Below are 20,602 nucleotides of genomic sequence, written 5' to 3' on the forward strand. Positions count from 1 at the left end.
ATGTTCAATTTCAAACACCTCGCCCTACCCATCATCCAGGCCCCCATGGCTGGTGGTGTTTGCACACCTGAACTAGTTGCCGCTGTGGCCAATGCTGGTGGCGTAGGCAGCTTCGGATTTGCTTACAGTACCCCTAAAAAGATTGCCGAGGATCTGGCGGCTGCCCGTGCACTAACCACTGGACCGATTAACGCCAACTTCTTTGTGTTTGCGCCCGTAAGATTGCCAGATGTCGGTACCCAACAAAAGGCAATCTCTGCACTACGCGATCTCCCGATTGCCAAGAATGTATTAATAGACAATCTGACCGTGCCTATCGAGCCGTTTTATCCAGATCTCCACGAACAACTCGCCCCCGTCTGGGAACACAAGCCCGACGTGCTCACGTTTCATTTCGGGATTCCGGATGCAAGTGTTATCGACAAAGCCCATGCCTTAGGCATTACCGTTGGCCTGACCGCCACCTGCGTCACCGATGCTCTGACGATCCAAGCCGCTGGCGCTGACTTTGTCGTGGCGCAAGGTATTGAAGCTGGTGGTCACCGGGGAATTTTTGAGGTCGATGCTGCTGACGAACAACTCACGACGCTCGCGCTGACCATGCAGTTATCCATGCACTGCACGATTCCCATCGTGAGTGCTGGTGGCATCATGCATGGCACAGATATCCGTGCAGCGATTAATGCCGGTGCCACCGCCGCACAATTGGGTACTGCTTTTCTATGTTGCGATGAGTCCGGGGCATCGGCTGCGCATAAACACTATCTGATCAATGAACGCAAGCGTGCAAGCGTGATCACCAAGGCGTTTTCGGGTAGGCCTGCCCGTGGCATTGATAATGCCTACATCAAGCACATGAAGGATCAGGTCATTCTGCCCTTCCCGATTCAGAACACGTTGACTGGCCCAATGAGAAAGTGGGCTACTGACACCAATAACGGCGAATATCAAAGCCTATGGGCTGGCACTAAGTATCACCGATCGCGTGCAATGCCGGCAGCCGAGTTGATGCAAACTCTGTCTGGCGAGCTGGCATAACTTAGGGAGATGATGACGCTATTGATCATAGCGGTTGTCTTTGTCTTGGCCGGACTGGTCAAAGGCGTCTCGGGCATGGGTTTGCCCACCGTAGCAATCGCCTTGCTGAGCTTGTTCATACCACCAGCACAGTCTGCCATGCTGATGGTGGCGCCCACGCTAGCCACCAATCTGGCGCAATGTTGGGGACCCCACACCGCCTTGCTTGTGCGCAAGCTTGGATGGCTATGGTGCTGTCTGGCATTCGCAACCATCTTGAGTCCATTGCCCGATATCGCTGACGAAGGTTCCAACGCGCTGGTGTTTCTCGGCGTGGTCCTGATGGCTTATAGTGCGTGGGGCTTGACTAAGCCAAGCCTGCCATCACAAAGAAATCCGCATCCGGTTATCGGCGCAGTCATTGGCGGTATCACCGGTATGGTGACGGCTGCAACTGGTGTATTTGCTTTGCCCATGGTGCCTTACATACAAATGTTAGGCCTAACAAAAGAACAATATATACAAGGCCTCGGAATTAGTTTTATGGTTGCCACCATTGCATTGGCGACACGCCTTGGCGCAGAAATATGGTTAACGCCGTCAATGAGTCTACCTGTGATCTCAATTGCCGTAGGGGCAGCGTTTATTGGCATGTGGTCCGGCGCTCGCGTGCGTGACCGTCTAAATCCCATTCAGTTTCAGAAAGCACTGTATGCCGTGCTCGGTTCACTCGGCCTAATCATGCTCCTACGGGCGATTTAGACACAGTCAACCCAATTGCCACATTAACCGGCAAACCGCATCACCACCATCATGTAACGCATCACCCCGCGACGATGACACTCAGTTAATGCATTGCCGCCCACCATGTTGGCAAACATCGGCACACGTGCCAGGCCCAGCCAGTCAAGTGGCGGTGCAATCCAGTTGAGCATTCGATCCCAGGGCTGGTTTAACCGTAAAAACTCACCGAGATCTCTGTGGCCAACCACGTCAAACCCGAACTGACCCGCCTGGTTTAACACGTCCTCGACTGTCGGCACCTGCCCCATGCGCCAACCGCGCTTAAATGCATCTAGCAGCGCACGCTCTTTGCGCGACAGACCTGATCCGTCTGCGGCGAGCATGTCATCAACCAGAATCACTATCCCACCTGGCAATACATGGTCGCTAGCCGCCTTAAAAAAAACTGCAAGACTCGGCAGATGGGTATGGCTTTCAATAGCCATCACCAGCTCACTGCGCTTAGGTGACTCAAGTGCAGTGAAATCTCCCTGCCTGACCTCACAACGATCTTGCAAATGGCGCTGCTTGGCCAATGTTCGAGCGATTTGCACTTGGGCAGTACTTAAGGTGTAACCGGTCAAAGTCGAATGCGGCCAACACATCGCCAAGTGAAACAGGCTACCCCCCACACCGCAGCCCAGATCAGTGACCGAGGCTGGTTCATGCCCCAAGGCACTCACAGCGGCGTGCGCCACCAAGTCATTGATGTGTGCGGCAGCTTGCTCGGGTGTCTCAATACCCGGCGCCCAAAGCTTGCGGTGAATCGCAACTGCCTCTCCTGTATCGCCAGTCGCCAGGAAACGCCGGGTATTAGCGTCGTAGTACTGGGCAACAGGGTGATTGCTCGAATCGCTCATGGGGGTGTTTAGGCCAAAATTGAAGCTCACACTAAGAATATCACCCGGACCCTCAGTTTTTATGCAAAGACACTAGGCACTGCAGGCACCAAACCAGCGATGGGCAGTAGACGTCCCATCACTGACCAAACGTGATGGGACACCCTTCACTTCCACGCACCCCGATCAATGTCAAGATCCGCAAATCTGCATGCATCGAGCACCGGTTCATGCTTGCCACTGGCAAGTTGCTGGCGATAGTCAGCAAGCATTCGCAAGACCACGGGTAACAGCGTCACAATCACCATCAAGTTAACGACAGCTAGAAGGCCCATCAACGGATCTGAGAAAAAGAATACTGAGGTTGCTTGCGGTGCGGCAGCACCAAGCATCACGCATGCCACCACCAAAACACGGAGTACAAAAATGGCTGTCTTGGACTTGCTGAACTCGGTCATGGCTACTTCCCCAAGGTAGTAGTTGTAGATAATCGAGCTCAAAGAAAACATAAATAACAATACAGTCAGCAAATATTGCGCCCACTGCCCAAAATGCAAAGCCAGTGATTGCTGTACGAGAGGTGCACCGGTTAATTCACCACCCGGTTGATACACGGGACTTAACAACACGATGAATGCCGTGCACGAGCAAATCACAATGGTGTCGATAAACACTGACAATGATTGCAAAATGCCTTGTGATACGGGATGTTTTACATCGGCCGTGGCTGCCACGTTCGGTGCTGAGCCCAAACCGGCTTCATTCGAGAATAACCCGCGTTTTAGGCCGGCTGCCAATGCCGCCCCCATACCACCAGACACTGCCTCTTCCCAGCCAAACGCATTGGCCACAATCATGCCGACAAGCCTGGGCAATTCGGTGATGTTGATCGCAATGACGGCAAGCGCCATGAGAATATAGATAAAGCACATCACGGGTACGATCGCATCCGATGCCTTGACGATTCGCTTTAAGCCACCAAACACGATGAGTCCAGCCAGCGGACCAATAATCAGTGCCGTGGTGACAGTCGAGATCCCCAGACTATCTTCGACCGCGGTAGAAATGGTGTTGCCCTGGAATGCATTAAATCCAAAACCAAATGACGCCAACAAACAAAACGAATACACCAGCACGAGCCACCGATAGTTAGGACCTAGCCCGTGTTTAATGTAAGCAGCCGGGCCACCGCGAAACGTACCGTCTTCGGACCTGCGTTTAAACACCTGCGCCAATGTGCATTCGATGAGGCTGGTGCACATGCCCACCAGCGCGATTGCCCACATCCAAAACACCGCACCGGGCCCTCCCAAGGTAACTGCAACAGCAACACCTGCGACATTACCTCCGCCCACGCGACCACCGACTGACACCATCAAGGCATCCCAGCCACTGACCTGACCAGTTTTTGTCTGAGCGTCTGGCCTGGCCAGTTTGAACATACGCCCGAAATAACGCACCTGCACGAATCTGGTCATGAGCGTAAAGTACAGGCCGATCACGACCAATAGCGGCACCAGTGCCCAGCCCCAGGTCAAGTCGCTCAGGTAGTCAAATAAGGTTTGTATTGTCTCCACTGGTAATCCTTTTATTCTTTTGATCGACATGACTACCTGAAATGGCAGTCGCTGCTGATCAGAGTTCATCGTTAAGTAACCTTTAATTAGCTAGCTATTAATTTAGTTACCAATATGGAAATTATCTTAACAGCTAGTCAGTGCCCTATCTGCTTCCAAACATTGGGATCTTCCCCAACCATTAGTGATTTCCCCAATTTGCTGACACTTAGTCTAATGAACGTAAAACACAGTCCTACGCTGTGGCGTGAAAGTCACAGATATATGACATGAGATAGATCGGCTTGTTTGTGACATGTTGCAATCCTGTCATCTTTAACCAGCCGTAATGAAAAACGTTATGAAAGTAATCGCCTGCTACGCCAACAAAGGTGGCGTTGGTAAAACCTCAACCGCAGTCAACATTGCTTATGCCAGTGCTGCCGACGGCAAACGCACTTTGCTGTGCGATCTTGACCCACAAGGCGCGTCGAGCTTTTACTTCAAAGTAAAGCCATCGAAAAAACTGACACTTGGTAAATTCTTTGGTGACGAAGAGCGTTTCTTGAAAGCGATCTCTGAGAGCGAATATGTCAATCTTGACGTCTTGCCGGCAAACATGACGTTTCGTGACTTTGATGTGTTCTTGTCGCAACTGAAGAAAAGTGACTCGCGTCTTAAAAAGACGCTTAAAACAGTTAAAGCCGACTACGACGTGGTGGTGCTTGATTGTCCACCGACACTCTCAGCATTGTCTGAAAGCTTGTTCAAAGCCTCTGACGTCATTCTGGTGCCGGTGATCCCATCACCCCTGTCAGCGCGCACATTTGACCAATTGGTGGATTTCTTCAAAGAACAGGATCTAGATCCGACAAAGTTATTGCCATTCTTCTCCATGGTACAGATGGTCAAGGGCTTACACACGCAAACGATGACCCGGTTGCTCACCAGTTACCCGAAGCAATTTTTTAAGGCGATGATCCCTTATGCTGCCGATGTAGAAAAAATGGGGGTGCATCTTGAACCCGCCATTCACACCGCGCCCACCGGCACGGCTGCACTTGCCTACCAAGATCTATACGATGAGTTGCAAGGCCGATTAAAGCGAAACAAGTGACTGGAAACTAGACGCGTTGGTTTTAACCTTGGACCTAGCCTATTAGCGAGACCGATTCCCCAAGGTGGAGCGTCGGTTGGTATGAGTCTGGCTATAAACAGCCAGACACGACTTCTGCCAACCTTGAGTTTCGCGCTCTAATCAATAAAAAAATAATCAATAAATTCAATTGATTACGATTTATGTGTTTTTGAGTTTACGCACTAAACCGCACTAATTCCGCACTAATTCAAGTTTTGGCAATGGTCTTGGTCCGCTAGTCGGACCTGGCTTAAATCGAATTCACCAACAGACCGCCGGGGGCAAGCTTGCCGATCCTTGCCAAACCCTCCACGTATTGACAAAAAAGCAACATCTCGGGTGAATTAAAACCGAAGCAGACGAAACGCGTGATGTGGATACGCAAAAAAAGCAGTAGGGGCCGGCTGCTCCGAATTGACGCTTGGGGATGTCGCGGAAAGTCTCGCCTCTGAAAACAGTGCTGTGTTCAGCTCGATGACCTACGACCCCCCCCCGCATCAACCGCCATAGATGGGTTAGGTGGCAGTGTTATGCGTACTTGCAGCTTTACGCGGGATCTATGCAAATTAAAGTTAAGAACCTCAATTTGCAAAGATTGGGTCAAACTCACTGTTGTTGAAAGAAAAAGATGGTTCCGGGCTCGATAGGAGTCAAGGAAACATCGTGAAAAAGCGCTCCTGCATGGGGTTTTGATGCGCTAGCATCACAAGCAAAGCCCACCAAGCCATGTGTGCGCCAAATCCAAGGAATCGTCAAGGAAACCATCATGCCGATCAAGTCTCTGGTCAGAACCATCCCGAATCACCCAAAACCCGGGATCATGTTCCGTGACATCACCACCTTGCTCAAAGACCCGGTGGGGTTTCGGATCACCATCCAAGAACTAGTGAGCCGATATCTAGACTGGGGCATTCAAAAGGTAGTCGGTATTGAATCAAGGGGTTTCATTCTCGCAGCGCCGCTGGCCTACGCCATTGGCGCGGGGTTTGTGCCGATTCGCAAGCCCGGCAAATTGCCTGCTGACACCATTGGCCATGACTATGAACTGGAATATGGCTCAGACCGCGTCGAAATCCACACCGATGCCATTGCACCTAGCGAGCGAGTGCTCTTGGTAGATGACCTGATCGCCACGGGCGGCACAGCACTAGCCTCGGTGGAACTGATCGATCAGCTTGGTGGGCAGACTGTGGAATGCGCCTTTGTCATCAGCCTTCCGGACTTGGGCGGGGTAAAACTCCTGCAAGAGCGTGGCCTAGACTGTCACGTGCTGGCAGAGTTCGAGGGTGATTGACGGGGATTGACGCAGATCGGGATTGATAAGGGTATTTTGAGGGAACTTGATGATTTTTAGTGTTTCATACAAATTCGGAGTTGAACTCTGAATTTGTATATCTGGACTCACCGGCATACTTTCAAGTCAAATCCAGACCAAGTTTAAAGCTCAACTGACTGAATACCCAATCGTGATTGCGGTCGGTCCACGCCAGGCCGGCAAAACCACCCTCGTCCGCTCAGTACCGCCGGACTAAGCAAACGTCAGCTCAGAAAACCCCGGCACACGACAACTCGCTGCAGAAGATCCCAGAGCATTCTTAAAGCAATACCCAACCAAGCCCATCTTCGACGAAATTCAGCCCGCGCTCGAATCCTTTCATCAAAAAGTTCATCCACTTGCACAACGTTCAGTTGTATACAGCGGTGAGCCCATTGAGTTCAGTGACCGCACCACAGCAAAGAACTACAAAGAAGTTGCCAGCTTATTTATCTAGATCAGACCTCAACAAACCACTCAAGATGACGTTGAACCGGCAAACCGCTGCTAGTGACTAGCTCAGCCAATGTTGCCTGAATCAAGCTCTGATGTTTAGCATCAAACTCGTAGGTTTCCATCCAGGTGTGTTCACCAGCGCTACTGACTTCCGGTCGCTTTAATAACCGAGCCCGTGTACCAGGCACTGACTGCTCGATCTCGGTAACCAAAGCGCGGGCATCACGTGCCACATTGGGATAATCGTCAGGCTTGAACTTATAGTAAACAAACAGATGCATAGCGTATGAACCTAAGGACTCACTTCAATAATTTTTATTGCACTAGAGATCTTTTGCGGTAAGTAGCCGCTTAAACAATAGCAACCCCAGAACTGGTCCTGGCAGCAAATACCAGACCACCGCACTGCCCGCTGACTCGTACAAAGCCATCACCAGCATAATCGAGACTGTCGATATAAAAAAGCCGATGCTGTTTTGAATGGCGAGCGCACCACCGACTAGATTGGGTGGACAAAGCTTGGCCGACGTCGCAGAAAACTGCGCTGAGTCTGACACCACCGTCAGTCCCCAAATAATCAAAACCAGTGCCTTTATTACCCACAACGAATCCGGGATAAAGGGATAGGTCAGACACATTAAGCCAGAACTCAACAACGCGACAGCCGCCACCCTGGGGCTGCCCAAGTGTCGGCTCAAACGCCCGGCAGTCACTGCACCGATCGCCCCCATGACCCCCATCACCACAAAGGTCAGTGCCGAGGTCATTGCCGAACTTGGTGTTGAGGTTGCAGACAGCACCACATCAGCCACCAGAAACGGCAGCAGTGTCCAGAACGCATAAAGTTCCCACATGTGGCCAAAGTAACCCGAGGCACTAGCCCGAAACTTTGGATCGAGGAATACTTTTAACGCCGCTCCCCAGCGCGCCAAGCCAGCTGAGGCTGCCTGACGCTGAGCTTTAGGCAGGTTAGGCCCGTCACCCAACAAGTACACCATGACCGCAGCCATCAAGGCTAGCGCCGTTGATGTCAGCACCACACTCTCCCAAGCCCAGCCAATACCAGCGGCGCGTACACCATGGGGCAGTGCCGAGCCCAAGGTCAGCATGGCCACCAGCATGCCCAAAGTATTGCCCGTGTTCTGGGTCGACCAGGAGATGATCATCTTCATGCCCAGCGGGTAAATGCCGGCGATGGTCACACCCACTAGAAACCGCCAGACCAAGCCCTGATCAAACCCGGTGGCTGTCAATGCAAACAAGGCATTAAAGCAAGCACCGGTCAAACAACTCAACGCGCAAATGCGGCTTGCAGCAAACCGGTCAGCCAAACCAGTGGTAGCTAACAATAAGGTTCCAGCGATAAAGCCAAACTGGGTAGCGCTCGTTAACTGACCCAACTGAGCGGTACTTAAGCCCCACTGCAACATCAAGCTTTCGGCGGCACTATTGGGGCTAAACCACAGCGACGTGCCAAACAACTGGGCAATCACGATGATGGCGATGGGGTTCGATCGAAGCACGTTCATGGGTGAAGCCATCCACAAAAAGCGTCTTGAGTTTTTCGAATACTACGCTCAATTCGCGCTTGTTCTCGAATCAGGCCAGAGTAAGCAGTGACACACAAGTACAAAATGCCATACCCACATCAGCTAAAGCAACCAATGCTTGCATTATGCTTGACCCAAGCTGAGGTCGCAGCTCACATGGGCACCACATAGTCTGTTGTTACTCGGCTTGAAGAAACGCACGTTTCGCCATCAAGCGGACAGCGCGATGAATCGGACAAGATTGAAATCACGCACCTTTAGAGACGAGTAGCGATTCGATCATAGGCCATTGAACCGTATCGCGATAGCCAGCCTCAATGAGTTGGTCTTTGCTGGCAAGCTCAAAATCCTCGAACTCGAACCCGGGTGCCACCACGCAACTGACTAACGAGTGAGAATCGTTCTGAGCAAGGCGTGCTGCAAACCAAGTGCCTGCCGGGATCGTCAGTTCAAAACAACCACTGGCTACGCCCAGCGTCTGCGTATGCACTACCCGGTCCCTGTTGCCAGCAACTGGCAATAACGAGTGAACCTCAACGTCACTGCCCTCATGAAAAAACCAGCTCTCATCTGATGCTACTCGATGCCAGGCCGAATATTGACCTGCTGCCAGCATGAAATGAATGCTAGTAAAAGCCGAACGCAGCCCGCCATGAATTGATGAATGCACCTGCAGAGGTGCACGATATGTTTCACGGTAATAGCCACCCTCGGGGTGCGGGGCGAGTGCAAGCTTTTGAATAAGAGACTGGGTGCTAGGGTTCATGGGAAAGGCAACATTGGATATCAGCAGTTAATGGTATTTACTGGCGAATGATGGAGGTTATGTTCGATAGTTTTTAGTACAAGCTCACAAATAGCACTCACAAAAGCTACACTGGCAAGTCTAGGCTATAAGTCTTCGGGGAATCAAATCAAGCACAGCCTCTAACCGACATCACCCGATTCAACACGAGGCAATTCGGGCATGGTCAGACTCTTGGCCATCTCCTGATAAACAGTGGCATCCGGTAATCCAGCTTCAATCGCATCGAATGCCTTTAAAGATTGTGCCTGTATGCTCTCACGATAGGCTGGATCTTCTGCCATGCGCCTCATCCTGAAACGATTAGCATCGGCCATCATCGGGATTAGAGCTCGCGTCCAGTTACTTTGCATACCCAGCCTATCGGCAAATTCATCACCATGAAACAATCGACATAGCGATTCCATGAGCATCATCGACACATCTACAGGTAACTTAAATATTGGCGCCAAGCGATTGCCAAGCGCGACTAGCATGGCCTGAGTCAACACCCGCGAACTCTCATCGGGCTTGGGTAACCGAGCATCAACCACGTCCAGCAGTTCTAGGGCCACAGCATGATCTGTCACTTTTGAGAGTAGTGTTGGATCGATGCCTAACAAATGCCCTACAACACGCCAGGCGTCATAAAGGCGTTGAGTCTGTTCATGGTTCAAGGTCAACCCAATGCGATCAAATGCCTCAAACGGTACTACCGTGAAATCCAACCAGGTACGCAACATCTGCCATTGATCGATCGGCACTGCCTGCTGGCCATCCGGGCTGCTCCAGTCGCGTTGCAACAAGGTGGCCCTGACACGGGCATGCAACAAACGTACTTGCAGGGTATTGATGTACCCAGCACGGCCCACACTCATGCCACCGGGCTTGATGACACTGATTTTCCAGAGCTGGGTTTCAAGCAAACGCCGTGATACGGTCTGAGACAACAGATTCCCAGTACGCATTAAAACAGCTGCGATGAGCGGATCTGAATAGGTGTGAGCAAGCGATCCTGGACCTAGGGCAATACTCAACCAGGTTGGTCCGATCCAGGTATAGGGCTGCATGGCCAGATCAATTTCTTTAGACGGGACGGATAGCACTGCCGCCTCACAATCTTGAAGCAGTCGCCTGAAACTCTCTGGCAAACCGTCTGTCGCTAAGACACCTTGACGCATCCCTTGTTCAAGCAAAGCCCTGACCGCTGGCGATGCTTGCTGGTAGTCTGCCAAAGCCTTATCAGCTAGGGGGTCAGCCTGACTCTTAAGTTCACGCATCAGCTCGTCGAGCACACTGAACTCCTTCTGATCTTACTCTGATGTCGCCATCAACCCACCGATAACTGACTTTGACACCCATGATGGATTCCCAATGAATCGCCAATGAATCACCAAGGTCATCCTGCTTACAAAACGATAAGCGCTTAGGGAGCAGCACTCCAAGATCAATCGCATTACAGATCATTACGCAGAATAAGAATCGGGTAATTTCAACGCTAAAACAATGGCAAATGTTTTAATCTAGCCTTGGTATTCAAGAGAGTCTTGCAAATTAACCCCAATTATCTGTCTCGAGCGACACCAAAATTATCTGTTTAAGTACATAACATGACAAAATACCGGAGATGGCTACAAATAATTGTGTGGACCATGCTCTACGCAGGACTGACGGCCAACGTCTTTGCAAAAAATGTGCCTGTGGTGATTCAAACCCCTTCTGGCTCAATAAAAGGGCAGCACAATACCAATGCAGGCGTCAATGAGTTCAGGGGAATCCAGTACGCCACTGCTGACCGGTTTGAGCCACCTGTTCCAGTCTCGAACTGGGCTGGCATTCTAGCTGCCACCAAGTTCGGCAGCAATTGCCCACAAGCTGCCCGCTTTAATCTGACCGAGGAAAGCCTTGAGGAAAACTGCCTCTACTTAAATGTCACGACGCCAGATAACGCCAAGCCTGACGACAAACTACCCGTTCTGGTCTGGATACATGGCGGTGGATTTGTCGGCGGCGGATCAAACCTATACCGGTTAGACCGAATAGCGAGAGAGGCCAACGTCGTTGTGGTATCTCTTAACTACCGCACTGGACTGTTTGGATTTATGCCTCATCCGGCGATCGATGTGGGTATCAATGGCAATCTAGGGCTTGAGGATCAACGAGCAGCACTTCGTTGGGTACAAAAGAATATTGCTTCGTTTGGTGGTGACCCTGACAATGTCACTTTGGCTGGTGAGTCTGCTGGAACAGGATTGATTTGCCTGCACCTCGCCAGTCCGGAAGCTGTGCGTGGCGCGTTTCACAAAGCCATCTTGATCAGTGGCGCATGCCTGCAGCAAATACCCACGCTAGAACAGGCACTAGCCGATCCAATTTGGGAGGCTGTGTCGCACAATCCCAAGGATTCCAACAGAAAATTTCGTTGCCCGGTTCCGGGCGACAAAGATTACTCAGACCAAGCATCTCTGGCTTGCCTAAAAAACCAATCAGTCAGTGACCTGCTACAGGCGCAGACCTACGAGGCAGGTAACCGATTGTTGAGTTTTGTGCCGGTTACAGGCAACAAAACGGTGCCACGATCTTTTCATGAAGCAGTCGGATCAGGCAACATCATGAAAGTACCGATGATCATGGGCAGTGCCACCCATGAACTCAGGCTCTACATTGCCTATGATGTGTTGGGTGATAATGGCACAAAGACCGAATACCCCGTCACTATCGATAACGTCAACCAGTACTACCTGCCGGCTTTTTACGGCACCGACGCTGCCATCCACCAAAAAATCCTGCAACGATATTTCGGTGATGCCACGAATCCCATGAATCTGAATGGCGCCACCCTCGGATCCATGCTCTCGAGCTATAACCCGTATGTCGGCATCAATAACTGCCTGCATCTACAAACCGCCAATACGTTGAACGGTGTTGCTGGCATGCCGCCCATTTATCAGTTTGAATTCAGCGATCCCAATGCTTTAGTTCTAGGTGTAGGCCTCGCACCTGGCAAGGATCCTGGCTTTGAGCTTGGTGCCGTGCACTCGTCAATTCTGAACTACTTGTTTCCGAACTTTTCCAACACGATGGCTATCAATGCGCCTGATCTTCCGCCCGCCTCTGACGAACTAGCCTCGCAGATGATTGCATACATCAGCCGATTCATGCGAGGTGATGAGGATTTTTCTGGTTTCCCTGCCCAATGGAATGCCTACGATGGCTCACAAGCCTCACCAGCCTCTGAAAACGTGCTTCTTTTTAGACCCAATGAGATTAAGCTATTCAATGCATATGGTGGCTTAAGTCCTGACTCGACTGCGGGACACCAGTGTGCCTTCTGGAATTCTATGTATCCGAACTAAACCTGCTTAACTAAAAACCAAGGACTGAGATGACCTTCAAATATCTTCCGATCATTGCATTTGCCAGCATCCTTGCTGGTTGTGCCGCTACCACTGCCACAGCATTGAACAAAGCCGATGGCACCATCGAGCTTGTGAGCACATCGAGATCCGAAGATGATGCGCTTGAAGCCGCCCTGGACAAAGGAATTCAGCAGTGCAAGGCGAGCGGTAAAACCTTTGTGGTTCTCGATCGTCAATCCACTTATCGAGGTATTGATCCCAACTTGCGCGCTGCTATCAGTGTGGCTAGCGTTTTAACCAAGGGTGGATTTTATGGCGCAGGAACATCGTCAAGCGACTGGAGAGTAGTAGTTTTAGGTAAGTGTCAATAAATACGATAGCCTACCTAACCACACGGATCGAACACCGTTTAGTTTGATTTTGATTACCAATATTTAATTCCCCACCATCACTGGCGGACCCACGTAGGCGTAGCCTTTATTGCGCCAAGTCACAATCCGCAGCTCGGGATTGAACTGCACCAACCGCCTGCGTAGCCGACTGATCAAAGTATTTAAACGAATATCATTCAGATCCAGACCACTAAACCCTAGCACTTCATGCAATGTCTCTCGTGGGCAAACTGACCCGCGAGACTGCAGCATGGTTTTAAACGTCAGCGCTTCTAATGTTGTGAGCTCCAAAGTAGTGTGGTCTGGCGCCCTCAACAACCGGGAGGACTCAGAGAATGCCCACTCGGCCTGCTTGTCACCCAAACTTAGGCGAGCTAACAGACTCTTAATACAGGCATGTAGCTCCCTGAAATCAACCGGCTTGACCAAATAGACATCTGCACCTACCTCAAACCCAAGCACACGGTCATCGAGTTCAGCGCGGGCGGTCAGCATAATAATACCGACTTGGGGATGGCGCTGCTTGAGCTCTGATGCAATGGTATAGCCAGATCTGTCTGGCAAATTAATGTCGAGCACGATAATGTCAGGTAGCTGTGCGCTCAACTGACGGTCACTGCCTGCAGCATCTGCCGCTTCCATCACATCCATGCGATGGTAGCGAAGCTGAAACGCAAGTTCTGCCCTTAAGTCATCGTGATCCTCGACTAGCAACAAAAGCGGCTTTCGTTCAAGCGAATTACTAGCCGGCTGGTTAAGTGTTTGTGGTGTCATGATGGCTCACTGCGGTTGAGGATCACGTATCAATAGGGGTAACTCAATTCGGAACTGTATATGACCAGGCTTAAGTAGATGAACTGTCAAGTTTCCACCATGTGCCTCGATCGCTTGCTTTGCGACATAAAGTCCAATACCGGCACCTGGCACATTGCCTTGCTCACCTTTGCGATAGTATTTTTGAAATAACTTCGGCAGGTCTGCTTCAACGATCGCCTCATCGCAGATATTGGAGATAGTGACTACGACCCGAGGTGAGCCCAACGACTCGACTTGATCAATTTGCGCCAGGATCTCTTGGTCCTCCATGCTGTACTTCACAGCGTTGTCAAAGACATGATAGAAGGCGGCATCTAGCCAACTGGCCTGGGCATCAATCAACAACAAGTCAGGTCGTTTGATTTCATTCCAACTTAATCGCAAACGATGCTGATCACCTCGCCCTGCGTGTGATTGATAATCAAGCCACAGCGTGCAATCTCGATCGCACTTGAACTCGGTTGATGTGAATTCAGATAAGACCGCCTCAAGTAAGGCGGGTAATTCAAGCACTTGGCGTTTGGTCTGCGGCTCACTAAGGGTGGTTTTTTCTGCAACGACCGATCGCATCAACAGATCATTTAATCGGGCTACTGCCCGACGGATGCGCCCATAACGTAAATCCCGTTCTGTATTTTTTTCATTTTCGAGCATTCCAAGGCTTTGAACCGAGCTGTCAATCACCGCCAAGGGTGTCTTGAATTCATGGGTAAGCCTTTCTAAAAATAACTGCAGGTCTCGGCTGCGACGAGCCTCAGTATCGGCCTGGATCTTTAGGGCATCAAGTCGTGCTTGCTGTTGCCAGTTGCGCCATCGGTTCTGGCGACTATCGTTCACCAAAGCCATTTGTAAGAGCACCAAGTGGATCACTAGACCAATCTGCCACATGCCGGTATTGACGGGCGTTGCCGGCAAAAAACCGAACACGGTCGCCATACTGATCCATTGTGAAATGGCAAAGATCAGAAACGCAACAGCAAGGAGGATATTTTGTAGGTACAGATTTTGCTGCAGGTTGCGAATACTGACTGCCAGAGAGCCCATGCCGTAGACAAAAAAAGCAGCCAGAACGACCTCCCACACATAGGGGCGCCATGCGACCCAAAGGCTCGCCAACACCACGAGTAGCATCAACATAACGGCCATAAGGTCAGCAACTGTTTCAAGCCGAAGATGCCATTTACGTAACTGCAGCATTCGGGCTGCAAATGCAATCGCAGTAGCTGCCATGCCGGCAAACGCCCAGAGCTGGATCGTACTATGCTGCTCTGGCCACGCACCAAACACCAAGGCATGCAAGTAACCGTTGGCGGCCAAGCTTGCCAATAAAGAGAAGCCAACAAACCCCACATAAAGACCGTAGATTGATTGCCGAGTCGTTGCCCAGTTCACGACATTGACCAATAAAGCCAGCAAGAGCATGCCGTAAAAGATCCCATGCAAGGCCGTACGCCAAGCCTGGGACTGGTAGTAAGTACGTTCGTCCATCAGCTCAAAGCTGCCGAACATGCGGCCCCCTGTTGCCAGCCTAACAGTAACAACAGTCGGACTTTCTAAAGGCACGAAGGACGCAGCCAAATCCGGGAAACCCAACATGCGTTGATCAAACGACGCCAGCGTACCCAGTGCCATTGAGCTGCCGTCAGGGAGAAAAAACGTCACATCACGGGCATTGGGCGGATGAAAACGCAAGACCATGGGGACATTTAGCAAACGCGAGGGCACATCAATGATAAGCCTCACCCAGTAGACCTGTTCACCAAACCCCTGACCAAGCGGTTGGCTCAAGGCTTGCCAACCAGGTTGCGTTGAGCTTGGAGTATCAGTGACCGATAAATCGGTGTTAATGACCGAGGCATTGACGGTTACACCCGGTAACCCATCGACCACAACAGCATCTTTGGTTGTTTTAGCCAGCACCAAACCAGAAGTCGCCAGCAAGATGAGCATTGCGAGCAAACACCAATACATGGAAGGGGTAAAGCGGATAGTTGCTCTCATTGCCTTGTCTGTATGGCTCGCTATCAAGACAGCCTGCGCTAAAAAGTGCACCAACTACCAAAGCTTTGATCTAGTTTGCAGGGCCGACCACGTCCGGCCATATCGGCACCAGCAACTTCTGGCCTACAACGATCTTATCAGTCTTCAGGCTGTTGAGATCGCGCAAAATCATTAGATCAACCCGATAACGCCTACCAATCGAAAACAGCGTATCGCCTTCAACAATCGTTATTTCTTTGGTCGGCACCGGCTTTAATGGCTCGATAGGCGGCAACGGTGGCTCGGGAGGCTTGGGTGGCGGATTCACTTTCTTTTGCACTTGCTCTTCGATGATGCGGGGCACGGTCAGAGAAATCTGTGGCGCAGTGCTGGTTGTCCAACAGCTTCCCGCCCTAGCAGGCACCTCAATATCCAGTCTGGAAACAGCTGGCAAAGTTGAGGGCGTGGTTTGCTCCAGCACATAGCTATAATCTTCAGCGAGCCTTAACACATCATCACGACCCTGTATGTCATAACGCAACGTGATTTCACGTACGTTCAAATCATCGAGTTGCTGCATGGCAGCCGGAAAATCCGCTGGTGTAAAGACCCGTGCACCATCCTGAAATTCCTGCAGGAACATCGATAGCCCAAGTTGACCCGGATAACGCTTGGTCAATGTCAGGTTGTCGATCTCGATATCGAGCGTGACTTCACCGCATTGGTCTGGCTTCCACTCAAACGTATCGCTTGCTTCCATATTCAGGTTGCTTAACTCAATCGCTTCCTGAGCACACTGAATGCTGAGTATGGCCGCATAGGGCCTTGCTTTTGCACCGTCATTGACACCAATAGGAGACGCTGCGAGCGACAGTTTCGCGCTTTTGGTAGTTGAGGCTTTCGCCAACTGCTGTCGAACCACTGCGGACACGCGGTTGGTAACCGCCTGATTCAGAAACCCGATGTAGCCAGACGCAAACGGAAATTGGTAGCCAGAAACCGTGGCTGGCAGCAGTGAACCACCCACTCGAGTGATGAAATTTTTAGCGGGTCCATCCACGAAAGTCCAAACAGTGCCCTGCTCGCCAAAGAGTTGATTGCTTAATTCCTGTGGATTGACGGCAAGCTGGGTTTTCCACATCACGTCCTTTTCCCAGTCCTGCTGGATTTTGCAGGATGCCTGTTCAAGAGCGTAGTGCTTAATCGTATCGACTGGGCCTTCGATGACACGCCAAATGACCTCATCATCTGCGCTTGTGTAGCGTGAATTAGCCTTGAAAGCCTGGAAATTTTGGTCCATGCGCGCTAGAACCGACGCACTCGCCTCAGGCCCAGTTGTCCCTCCAAAATACTGCGAGCTCATGTCGTAAGCTGCGTTCACACCGCGCATGACTTCAACGGCTGCGGCTTGGCGCTCGGTGACATACTGCTCAAACAAGGTAATGTCATCACGTGCTCTGGTGATTTCGCCCGGTACAAGATTAGTGCCTTGCGCCAATGAGTCGCGCAAAGCTTGACCACCAACACTATTGACGGCATTGACCAAACCGGCAGCACCTTTTATGGTCGGATTAGACTTTGCCTGGTCAGCAAGCCTGATGTAGTAACGCGCAAACTCAAGCCATGATGGTGACTGATTAGCTGGCACGTCCTCAAACTCGCTCTGCAGTTTCTTGAAAAACAAATTAAATGGACTATTGACCGTGCCAAGGCTAGCCACGACATTACGGAAATCCGGCTCGGTCACCAGAAGGTTCTCTCCTTCCATGATTCCCCAAGCTAGACTGCGCCAAGCATTGAGGCGCTCTTCCCGATACCATACATAGAAATCGTTCGAAGCTTTCACAATCTCGTTACTGTTTTGTAAGGCTTTCTGCAACTCAGCGACGAACTCATCAATTCGACCCTTGCCGCGCAGTGTTAACCCTCCATCGATTTGCAACCCCACTCTAGTCACTACATCGGGGTTCCAGAACTCACCCAGCGTAATTGGCGAGACAACTGGCAAAGAATTCGCCCAATCCAGTAGCCATTCCATTTGAGGGGTTTTAAAAATCTCTGCCAGTAACATCTCCCGGTCTTCGCGCAGCGAATCCGTGAGGTAACGATCATCAGTTGGGGACCAGGCAATTGCCGCCACTAGTAAATCAGAAAAGCCAGCCGACAACCTCTTTGACAACTCCGGATCTAACGCATCAATGGTTTGCTGTGGCACTTGGGGCATGGCCAGAATTTGCTGGTAATCGGCACCATTGACCCTTGCCTGAACCATGTTGATATACCGAACCAAAGTTAACAACGCGTACGCCCTGGTCGTTGGATCTGGTGATTTCAGCAATGTCTGGACATCAATGTTGACACCAGATAGCGAGTTTTGTACTTGCCGAAACTTCCTGACATAAACCTGCTTGAGCTTATTTTCCAGGGCATTAACCTCTGGATTGAACGCCAACCATCGCGTATTCCAATTGCTCTCTTCTTTCAGAATCAGTCCAACCACCATCAGACCATTGCTTAGCTGTTCAATCTCAGTTTCTTTACTCGCACTTTCGCTCGACAACTCGCCAAAGTTCTCAGGAATAGCAGTAGCAAAGCGTTTGATCGTAGCTGAAGTCGACTGATATGACACCACCAAAAAAACCATAGCAGCCACACAGAGACTTAACCATGACACCAGCGCCATATTGGCGGTGACCCGGCGCCAGCGGCTGACAATCTGTCCGGGCAACGCAGTATTGCGTTCCTTAGGCAAAATCCGAGAAAAAATATCATGGATAAACAGACCCTTGGGCTTGGCCGTGCCCTGAGCGGCCTGAGGGACTGACGCCAGCAGTTGTCCCAGCAAACTCGGTAATGGTGAATCTTGCCGGCCACTGGTCAAAAACAACCCCCGCAAAAAGGGGTCTTCAAGGTAAGGGTTGTGACCAAGCGCAGATTTGAGAAACCACTGCAGACCTGAGTTCAAACGTGTGACCTCGTCTGGCAGAAGTAGCATCTCTGGCGTTAGCGCAACGCCTCGCATAGCCATATCAAGCCTTAAACGATCAAGACGATCAGACATGGTCTGAAGGGCATGTGTGGCGAAGTACTGCTCATCCCCGATCCCTTTGGCTTCTCCCGACAGAAACCCCATGGCCTCTTGCGACTGCTCATCAGTTAACTGCTCAGCCCATTCGGTAAAACCGTAGATCTGGTCACACTTGGTGACCATGATGTAAATCGGAAAACGTTTCTCGAACAGGCGCATCAACTGATCGATGCGATCGCGCAGTGACCGGCCCCGGCTCTCGATCGTCGCCACGTCACCGCCAAGAAGCGTCGGTGCATCAATCGCAACCACCAAGCCATTGAGGCCCTCACGAGCGCGATATTTGCCGAATAACTCCAGCAAATAATCCCATTCCTCGTGGTCGCGTGCATCACCATCGGGTGATACGTAGCGTCCGGCCGTATCGATTACCACGGCTTCACTAAAGAACCACCAATCGCAACTGCTTGTCTGGGCAATCTGCTTTGTTTGCGCTGTTTCGCGCAACATCGGAGTCAGACGTGAGCGAGTAATCGCCGTGGTTTTACCGGCACCGGACTCGCCCATCACCATGTACCAGGGCAGCACATAGAGCGGATTGCCGAACTTGCGCAACTGGGATTTCTTCAGCAGGCCAACGGCAGATTTCCATTTCTCCAGTAAGTCATGCTTGAAATCCAACTGCTGACTCGCAACCATCGCGGCTTTGCTCTCAGTCGCGAGCAATCTGGCCTTTACGCGGGTGCGTACAAAAATGGTTCGCAGCGCCTTTAATCCGAAATAGGCCGCGATCACACCAAAAAAAATTGCGAACACACCCCAAAAGGGCCATTGCAGGTAAAGAACCACCATCCAGCTCAGCACTGCTAGCAACGCCAGCAATACGATCACGAGTAGCGCGGTTAACACCTTGCGCATCATGGCAGTCTCCGTGTGATCTCGGAGACCTGCTCACCAAGCTGATGGTCAAACCAATAAGCCAACGCACCGATCACAAAAACTGGGACGACGATCACTAACAACCAGAAAAAACGTGAGCTTAGCCGCAAGTGCCGGCGTCCGACACTGCTCGTCACAAGGCGGTATGCCTCTGGAAACAGAGGCAACGAGGCATTATCCGATGTGCCCAACAGTTCGGGACGAAGCAGTTTGTATTGGGCTTGGCGCAATGCCATCAATTCAGGTGAGTTTGGATTCAGGCTATAGCGGCCAAGAAACCCTAAGGCCAGACATGTGACAAAGACCTCTCGCACATCTATATCGCTAGGCTCTAGTTTCTCGAGCCTCTCAAAAAACTGCACACCAGCCAAGCTCGTAGAAAAGAGCTTGCGCTGCAGCATCAATGATCGCCAGGGACGTGACTCTTGCCACTGCGGCAAGACAGACAATCGCTCATCGATCCAAGCCACGACTGGAAAGAGCGCAGCGTGAAATTGCTCAAGCTCAGCGCCTTGCGACACTGCTATATCTCGCGCCCGTTTGATCAAGCGCTGTAATTCATCATGAATGACTTGGGCTTGCGGCATTTCCTGTCGTTCAAGACCCTGTACATAAGCCATGAGTGGCACAAACAACGACGTGAGCTTCAT

General features: G+C 51.1%; 16 protein-coding genes. 6 read left to right on the top strand and 10 right to left on the bottom strand.

The window, feature by feature from the left end; translation table 11 throughout:
• Window positions 1–1,038 carry an NAD(P)H-dependent flavin oxidoreductase gene (locus DHf2319_RS11240; protein WP_243478445.1) on the top strand — a complete coding sequence of 346 codons (1,038 nt, stop codon included), beginning with the start codon at window positions 1–3 and terminating at the stop codon, window positions 1,036–1,038.
• Window positions 1,039–1,047: 9 nt separating this feature from the next.
• Window positions 1,048–1,779 (top strand): sulfite exporter TauE/SafE family protein, encoded by a 732-nt coding sequence (locus DHf2319_RS11245; protein WP_243478446.1) that lies wholly within the window; start codon window positions 1,048–1,050, stop codon window positions 1,777–1,779.
• 23 nt (window positions 1,780–1,802) lie between these two features.
• Here the strand turns inward: DHf2319_RS11245 and DHf2319_RS11250 are convergent, their stop codons facing one another.
• Both DHf2319_RS11250 and DHf2319_RS11255 read right to left on the bottom strand, forming a co-directional pair.
• Window positions 1,803–2,660 (bottom strand): SAM-dependent methyltransferase, encoded by an 858-nt coding sequence (locus tag DHf2319_RS11250; protein WP_243478447.1) that lies wholly within the window; start codon window positions 2,658–2,660, stop codon window positions 1,803–1,805.
• Window positions 2,661–2,806: 146 nt separating this feature from the next.
• Complete coding sequence (locus DHf2319_RS11255) at window positions 2,807–4,285, bottom strand: alanine/glycine:cation symporter family protein (protein ID WP_243478448.1); 1,479 nt, start codon at window positions 4,283–4,285, stop codon at window positions 2,807–2,809.
• Between the two features lie 271 nt (window positions 4,286–4,556).
• Between DHf2319_RS11255 and DHf2319_RS11260 the strand changes: the two genes are divergently transcribed.
• Together DHf2319_RS11260 and DHf2319_RS11265 are read left to right on the top strand one after the other, a co-directional pair.
• A complete protein-coding gene (locus DHf2319_RS11260) occupies window positions 4,557–5,312 on the top strand; it encodes a ParA family protein (protein ID WP_243478449.1) in 756 nt (251 codons plus the stop codon).
• A 787-nt stretch (window positions 5,313–6,099) separates the two neighbouring features.
• Window positions 6,100–6,627, top strand: a complete 528-nt coding sequence (locus DHf2319_RS11265; RefSeq protein WP_243478450.1) for an adenine phosphoribosyltransferase — start codon at window positions 6,100–6,102, stop codon at window positions 6,625–6,627.
• A 479-nt stretch (window positions 6,628–7,106) separates the two neighbouring features.
• On the opposite strand, the gene DHf2319_RS11270 is transcribed toward DHf2319_RS11265, so the two are convergent.
• The 4 genes from DHf2319_RS11270 to DHf2319_RS11285 all read right to left on the bottom strand — a co-directional run bounded on the left by DHf2319_RS11270 (window position 7,107) and on the right by DHf2319_RS11285 (window position 10,733).
• Window positions 7,107–7,385: a DUF4936 family protein gene (locus tag DHf2319_RS11270; RefSeq protein WP_243478451.1), complete on the bottom strand. Its 279-nt coding sequence runs from the start codon at window positions 7,383–7,385 to the stop codon at window positions 7,107–7,109.
• A 42-nt stretch (window positions 7,386–7,427) separates the two neighbouring features.
• Window positions 7,428–8,633 (bottom strand): MFS transporter, encoded by a 1,206-nt coding sequence (locus tag DHf2319_RS11275; RefSeq protein WP_243478452.1) that lies wholly within the window; start codon window positions 8,631–8,633, stop codon window positions 7,428–7,430.
• 268 nt (window positions 8,634–8,901) lie between these two features.
• Entirely contained in the window at window positions 8,902–9,420 is a 519-nt protein-coding gene (locus tag DHf2319_RS11280) for a cupin domain-containing protein (RefSeq protein ID WP_243478453.1), read from the bottom strand.
• A 161-nt stretch (window positions 9,421–9,581) separates the two neighbouring features.
• Complete coding sequence (locus DHf2319_RS11285) at window positions 9,582–10,733, bottom strand: oxygenase MpaB family protein (protein WP_243478454.1); 1,152 nt, start codon at window positions 10,731–10,733, stop codon at window positions 9,582–9,584.
• 357 nt (window positions 10,734–11,090) lie between these two features.
• On the opposite strand from DHf2319_RS11285, the gene DHf2319_RS11290 reads away from it, so the two are divergent.
• Window positions 11,091–12,794: a carboxylesterase family protein gene (locus tag DHf2319_RS11290; RefSeq protein ID WP_243478455.1), complete on the top strand. Its 1,704-nt coding sequence runs from the start codon at window positions 11,091–11,093 to the stop codon at window positions 12,792–12,794.
• A gap of 29 nt (window positions 12,795–12,823) precedes the next feature.
• Window positions 12,824–13,168: a hypothetical protein gene (locus DHf2319_RS11295; RefSeq protein ID WP_243478456.1), complete on the top strand. Its 345-nt coding sequence runs from the start codon at window positions 12,824–12,826 to the stop codon at window positions 13,166–13,168.
• A gap of 63 nt (window positions 13,169–13,231) precedes the next feature.
• Here the strand turns inward: DHf2319_RS11295 and DHf2319_RS11300 are convergent, their stop codons facing one another.
• The 4 genes from DHf2319_RS11300 to DHf2319_RS11315 all read right to left on the bottom strand — a co-directional run bounded on the left by DHf2319_RS11300 (window position 13,232) and on the right by DHf2319_RS11315 (window position 20,602).
• Window positions 13,232–13,963 (bottom strand): response regulator transcription factor, encoded by a 732-nt coding sequence (locus DHf2319_RS11300; RefSeq protein ID WP_243478457.1) that lies wholly within the window; start codon window positions 13,961–13,963, stop codon window positions 13,232–13,234.
• A gap of 6 nt (window positions 13,964–13,969) precedes the next feature.
• Window positions 13,970–16,006, bottom strand: a complete 2,037-nt coding sequence (locus DHf2319_RS11305; RefSeq protein WP_243478458.1) for a sensor histidine kinase — start codon at window positions 16,004–16,006, stop codon at window positions 13,970–13,972.
• A gap of 70 nt (window positions 16,007–16,076) precedes the next feature.
• A complete protein-coding gene (locus DHf2319_RS11310) occupies window positions 16,077–19,934 on the bottom strand; it encodes a type VI secretion protein IcmF/TssM N-terminal domain-containing protein (RefSeq protein ID WP_243478459.1) in 3,858 nt (1,285 codons plus the stop codon).
• The gene (locus DHf2319_RS11315; RefSeq protein ID WP_243478460.1) at window positions 19,931–20,602 is read right to left on the bottom strand and encodes a DotU family type IV/VI secretion system protein; all 672 of its coding nucleotides are present in this window, start codon (window positions 20,600–20,602) and stop codon (window positions 19,931–19,933) included. The genes DHf2319_RS11310 and DHf2319_RS11315 overlap by 4 nt, the downstream gene beginning before the upstream one ends.

The sequence above is a fragment of the Orrella daihaiensis genome, assembly GCF_022811525.1.
Classification (GTDB): Bacteria; Pseudomonadota; Gammaproteobacteria; order Burkholderiales; family Burkholderiaceae_B; genus Algicoccus; species Algicoccus daihaiensis.

Coding starts and splice junctions, on each gene's coding strand:
- DHf2319_RS11240 (WP_243478445.1), top strand. CDS start 1: ATGTTCAATTTCAAACACCTCGCCCTACCCATCATCCAGGCCCCCATG.
- DHf2319_RS11245 (WP_243478446.1), top strand. CDS start 1,048: ATGATGACGCTATTGATCATAGCGGTTGTCTTTGTCTTGGCCGGACTG.
- DHf2319_RS11250 (WP_243478447.1), bottom strand. CDS start 2,660: ATGAGCGATTCGAGCAATCACCCTGTTGCCCAGTACTACGACGCTAAT.
- DHf2319_RS11255 (WP_243478448.1), bottom strand. CDS start 4,285: ATGAACTCTGATCAGCAGCGACTGCCATTTCAGGTAGTCATGTCGATC.
- DHf2319_RS11260 (WP_243478449.1), top strand. CDS start 4,557: ATGAAAGTAATCGCCTGCTACGCCAACAAAGGTGGCGTTGGTAAAACC.
- DHf2319_RS11265 (WP_243478450.1), top strand. CDS start 6,100: ATGCCGATCAAGTCTCTGGTCAGAACCATCCCGAATCACCCAAAACCC.
- DHf2319_RS11270 (WP_243478451.1), bottom strand. CDS start 7,385: ATGCATCTGTTTGTTTACTATAAGTTCAAGCCTGACGATTATCCCAAT.
- DHf2319_RS11275 (WP_243478452.1), bottom strand. CDS start 8,633: ATGAACGTGCTTCGATCGAACCCCATCGCCATCATCGTGATTGCCCAG.
- DHf2319_RS11280 (WP_243478453.1), bottom strand. CDS start 9,420: ATGAACCCTAGCACCCAGTCTCTTATTCAAAAGCTTGCACTCGCCCCG.
- DHf2319_RS11290 (WP_243478455.1), top strand. CDS start 11,091: ATGCTCTACGCAGGACTGACGGCCAACGTCTTTGCAAAAAATGTGCCT.
- DHf2319_RS11295 (WP_243478456.1), top strand. CDS start 12,824: ATGACCTTCAAATATCTTCCGATCATTGCATTTGCCAGCATCCTTGCT.
- DHf2319_RS11300 (WP_243478457.1), bottom strand. CDS start 13,963: ATGACACCACAAACACTTAACCAGCCGGCTAGTAATTCGCTTGAACGA.
- DHf2319_RS11305 (WP_243478458.1), bottom strand. CDS start 16,006: ATGAGAGCAACTATCCGCTTTACCCCTTCCATGTATTGGTGTTTGCTC.
- DHf2319_RS11310 (WP_243478459.1), bottom strand. CDS start 19,934: ATGATGCGCAAGGTGTTAACCGCGCTACTCGTGATCGTATTGCTGGCG.
- DHf2319_RS11315 (WP_243478460.1), bottom strand. CDS start 20,602: ATGAAGCTCACGTCGTTGTTTGTGCCACTCATGGCTTATGTACAGGGT.